Annotated in this window: 4 protein-coding genes; 3 read left to right on the top strand and 1 reads right to left on the bottom strand. The window is 29.7% G+C overall.

What is annotated here, in order from left to right:
• The first annotated feature begins 342 nt into the window (after positions 1 to 342).
• The 3 genes from B2X73_RS03515 to B2X73_RS03505 are packed head-to-tail and all read left to right on the top strand — an operon-like array spanning position 343 to position 2,412.
• On the top strand, positions 343 to 549 hold the full coding sequence (locus B2X73_RS03515) for a hypothetical protein (RefSeq protein ID WP_291059611.1): 207 nt from the start codon (positions 343 to 345) through the stop codon (positions 547 to 549).
• 47 nt (positions 550 to 596) lie between these two features.
• Entirely contained in the window at positions 597 to 2,105 is a 1,509-nt protein-coding gene (locus tag B2X73_RS03510) for a DoxX family protein (protein ID WP_291069375.1), read from the top strand.
• Between the two features lie 31 nt (positions 2,106 to 2,136).
• Complete coding sequence (locus tag B2X73_RS03505; RefSeq protein WP_280062949.1) at positions 2,137 to 2,412, top strand: DUF6520 family protein; 276 nt, start codon at positions 2,137 to 2,139, stop codon at positions 2,410 to 2,412.
• A gap of 23 nt (positions 2,413 to 2,435) precedes the next feature.
• Here B2X73_RS03505 and B2X73_RS03500 read toward each other — a convergent pair whose 3' ends face one another.
• A complete protein-coding gene (locus B2X73_RS03500; protein WP_291095724.1) occupies positions 2,436 to 4,745 on the bottom strand; it encodes an alpha/beta hydrolase family protein in 2,310 nt (769 codons plus the stop codon).
• Between the last annotated feature and the right edge of the window lie 6 nt (positions 4,746 to 4,751).

Here is a 4,751-nt window from a genome sequence, read left to right as displayed (position 1 = left end):
GGCTAAAACCTTTTTAACGTTGCATTCAAACATTTTCTTAACGTGAGAGTTTTAATGCCAGTTCTTTATTCTTTTTCTATATTCAAATTCACTTTTAACAATGGTTTTTGTCATTCATTATTATCGTCTAAGTCTTCGATACAACCTTTTGCAAGCGCCACTCTGACTGACGATAATGAGAAGTTGAAATGAATTCAGCTTGACGATTTTTTCGGTTTTCTTAAAAATTGGAGTGTATGAATTTATAAATTAGACAGGCATTTTATGTTTTTGACGCATTAACATACCTCCTATTTTTTGTGCTGAACCTAATTTCGGTACAAACTTTAAAAATGAGAAACTATGAAATCTTTTTATTTAATTGTACTTGGGTGTTTTGTATTCAATAGCTGTATAGAAGATGAAAATATTCTAATTGACACCCCGATTCATTCAGAACGTATTACTTCTTCTTTGAAAGATAATATTAAGGATAGTATATCTTCTAAAAACGATCCTCCTCGTGATAAAGATCCCTATATGAGAAATATTGATGAAGATGAAAACTGATGTTAGATGTTAGAAAGTTATTTTTTAAGAATTAAAACTACTAAAAGATGAGAAAAATTGCACCGTTTATACAAACGCTCATCTGCTACCTATTTATCGTTTTGTTTATTTATGCAGCTGTGAGTAAACTAATGGATTTTGAGAATTTTCAAATTCAATTGGCACAATCACCATTACTAAGTGCTTACGCAGGATTTATTTCTTACGCCGTAATTATTGTGGAAATTCTAATTGTATTATTGCTTTGTATCAAGCGAACACAACAAATTGGGTTGTATGCTTCTTATGGTTTGATGCTCGCGTTTACAGGTTATATCTATCTGATTATTAATTACAGTGATTTTGTCCCATGTTCTTGTGGAGGAATTCTAGAGAAACTTGGATGGACAGAACATTTGATTTTCAATCTCGTTTTTGTTGGATTAGCTGTAATTGCCATTTACTTAGGTGAATTATTAACGTTTCAAAAAAGTAAACGAAAATTATTTGTTACCTTCTTTGCTATTTCGATTGTTTCAATTGGAAATGTCATTTTCTTATTTCTCACATCTGAACACATCATCAAACAAGAAAATAATTTTACCAGAAGGTATTTACAGCATCCAATTATCGAAGAAAAAGCGATTGATCTAGGCACTAATTCTTACTATTTTGTAGGATATGAAAATAATACGCTGTATTTAGGAAATTATACTGCTCCACTTGTTTTAACGAGTGTTGATACCAATACAGATCAAATCATTTCCAAAAAGATTGATTTGGACTATAAAGATCATCCTTTTAAATCCATTATGATGCGTGTTAAAAATGGTGACTTTTATTTGTACGACGGAACAGTTCCTGTTATTTATAAAGGAAAATTAACCAATTTACATGCAGAAACCATCAGTTTGAATGATGCTTTTTTCAATCAATTGATTGTAATTGATTCTACCAAATTTGCTATTCGTACGCAAAGTAGCACAACGAAAACACAAGTTTTGGGTCTTTTAAACTTAAACAAAGAGCCCAAAGTAAAGTTGTTTTCAACTGTACTCGAAAAACAAATTGATGGTGTTTTTGATACAGATGGATTGTTAGTTTTTGATTCATATTCAGATGAACTGGTTTATACTTATTACTACCGCAATCAATTTATTGTTATGGATCAAGATTTACACATCAAACACAAACTAAATACGATTGATACTACTTATCAAGCAAAAATTGAAGTTAGCCATCTATCGGATGGAAAAAATAAAATGAGCGCTCCTCCACTTTTAGTGAATAAAAAAATGGTTGCACATCGACATCTCTTGTTTAATATCTCTAAGCTAATGGGGAAATTTGAATCCCCAAAACAGTGGAAACAAGTGGATGTAATTGATGCGTACCGAACAGATCGTAGGCATTATATCGGAAGTTTTACTGTACAACATCGCGAAGAAAACAAACTTTCTGATTTTTTAGTGACTGATTCTCATTTTTATGCACTAATTGGAAACGAATTGATTGTTTATAAACTAAAGCCGGCTATAACCGATCAGTTTAAAACAGGAAAAGCCGAAAACCTGTAAAAAAGTAGGCAAAACTAAAATTCACATTAAAATGAAAAATTTAAAACAAATTATTTTACCAGCTGTCATTGTATTAATGGGGACTGGTGCTGCTTTCGCTACAAATCAGGCGAAGAAAGCTGGATGGGATCCTGGAGATCCGATTTATCGTATCGATCAAGAACAGCCATGTACATTGGTTGAAGATTTTGAATGTAGCAATGTTATAGGTAATTTATGTACTTACCAGCCAGGTGTACATCTTTACGGAATGGATGAAATTTCGGGAACAGCTTGTAATGTTCAATTATTTGAAAAAACAAATTAATAATTTATAAAAGGAGACAGCTTTTACAGCTGTCTCTTATTTTTAATCCACTCTATTTCAGTGTTTTTTAAATAAAAATCGAACCAATTTATAATCCTCTGATTTAAATCTTTTGCCTTTGATGGATTCATAATCACATGCTTTTCATTCGGATATAATAACAACTTTCCTTCTTTTTTTAAAAGTCTCATTGCTAAATACATGCTAACACTTTGTTCCCAATTGACATGATAATCTTCTTTTCCAGTCCATATTAATACAGGTGTATGTAGGTTTTCTAATTGGAGTAAAGGAGATTGTTTTAAATAATTTTCTTTTGAATCATAAAACATTGAACTCATTTTAAAAAACTCATCCTCAAATCTCCAAAATTGTGGTTTTGATTTATTCCAATCCATCGAAAAGTACCAATTTACAATATCAGAAACACCTGAGCCACTAACAGCGGCTTTAAACATATTCGTACGATTTACGATATAATTTACCTCAAAACCACCATAAGAATGGCCTATTAATCCAATTTTATCTCTATCAATATTGGCTTCTTTTAATGCTTGATTGGTTGCCTCAACTGTACATTGTAGTGCTGATTCGCCTGGTTGATCTAAATCGACTATGATATCTGGTAGTAAGACAAAATAGCCTTGTGATGTATAAAAATCAGTATTGAAACCATTAGCTGAACTTACTTCTGGCAATTGAAAATCATTCACTAAATGTGATTGCTTTTGGTAGATATGGACAATCATCGGATAATATTTGGTTGTATCATAATCAAACGGATAATACAATATTGCTTTTACTGATTTCCCATTTATAATAGATTTTATTTCTTGAAAACGACGTTTTTGAACAATCGAATTAACTGCTTCAACCCGAATGGTTGCTTTATTCTTCTCATCTATTTGAACAATACGAGGAGATTTTAAATAACCTTGCTCTATTACATACAAATTCTTATTTTTTAACGAAACTTTCTTAACATCTTGCGATGTGTTATAAATTTCATTTAATCGATCACAACATTTATAAATTTTGTACTGATTATTTTCGTTTAAAGATTGCAAATAAATGGTTTCATCTACTTGATTTTTAGCTTTATTTCTAGTTATTAAAAACGTAAAAGTACCCGTTTGTTTTGTAGATTGAATTAATTGCTTCAGCTTTTTTGTATGAAGATTATATTCCCATATCCCTTCTTTAGCTGTTAAAAAAACACGTGAATTATCATAAAATTTAGCTGGCTGAAAAGCTTCATTCTTAAAATAATCATCAACGGAGAAACCAGCTTTTATTGAAGTGGTCAAACTTTTCTTTTTATCTTCTAATACATCATATATCCACCAATTATTTTCTTTGAAATAGATAAATTTATTGTGATCAGAAAGTATTAATTTATTTCTGTTGTAATCGTCAAAATCTTCAACTATTAACTTTTGATTCATTGTTTCTAGATCTATTAACTTAACATCAACATGATCCCGTAAATGGTGATAACTTCTGTATCTATTCTTGTCGAATAAAAGTAGATATTGCGTTCCTAAAAATTCGTAATTGACATCTGATAGAGCTATTTTATGATTAATATGACCATCATTCAATCTCACAAAGATCAATTCTTTTTGACTCTTCGGTTTTTGAATAATAATTTGATCATCAGAGGTATCCCAAATTTCTACTTCTTCTGATTTTTTTAGGGTATAATCAGATTGAAATGTATTTTCTAAAATGAGTAAATTATTGTCTTCATTAATAATCTTGAGATTTATACTCTTATTTAAGTCATGAAGTAATTTGACCTTAGTCCCATTGCTTTTTACATAAAATAAATCTTCTCCTTCTTGTTTAATGTAGTCATATTGATTGAATTCATTCCATCTTAATGACTGGTACTTAACACCATCTATTTGAAAAAGAAGATTAATATTTTTATTCAATTCATACACATCAATGGTATGATTTGTTTTTTCAATTACTAATTTATCATTTTCCCATTTGTAATCTATTACATCAATAAACTTTATTTCATTTCCTAATTCTCCATTATTTATTGTATTAATGTAAAGCGTATTACCTTCTTTTTTCGCTACAAAAAATTGCTTATTAGAAGTTTCAATCATTTTCTTATAATGCGGAATTGTTTTTTTATTTTGACTTTGGATGTTATATAGTACAAGACCTTCATTTTTTTCATCATATAAAAAATACTTATCACTCAACCAATGATAATTCATTATTCTACCAAGTCGTATTTCATCTGCTTTTTTATTATTTTTCAAATAATAGACAGGCAATTCATGGTTTTTATTTTTAGTAAATAACCCGTAGTGCATTTAGGT

This window comes from Empedobacter sp. UBA7252 (assembly GCF_002472765.1).
GTDB classification, from domain to species: Bacteria; Bacteroidota; Bacteroidia; order Flavobacteriales; family Weeksellaceae; genus Empedobacter; species Empedobacter falsenii_B.
This window is presented reverse-complemented; position numbering and strand designations above follow the sequence as displayed.

Coding starts and splice junctions, on each gene's coding strand:
- B2X73_RS03505 (WP_280062949.1), top strand. CDS start 2,137: ATGAAAAATTTAAAACAAATTATTTTACCAGCTGTCATTGTATTAATG.
- B2X73_RS03515 (WP_291059611.1), top strand. CDS start 343: ATGAAATCTTTTTATTTAATTGTACTTGGGTGTTTTGTATTCAATAGC.
- B2X73_RS03510 (WP_291069375.1), top strand. CDS start 597: ATGAGAAAAATTGCACCGTTTATACAAACGCTCATCTGCTACCTATTT.
- B2X73_RS03500 (WP_291095724.1), bottom strand. CDS start 4,745: ATGCACTACGGGTTATTTACTAAAAATAAAAACCATGAATTGCCTGTC.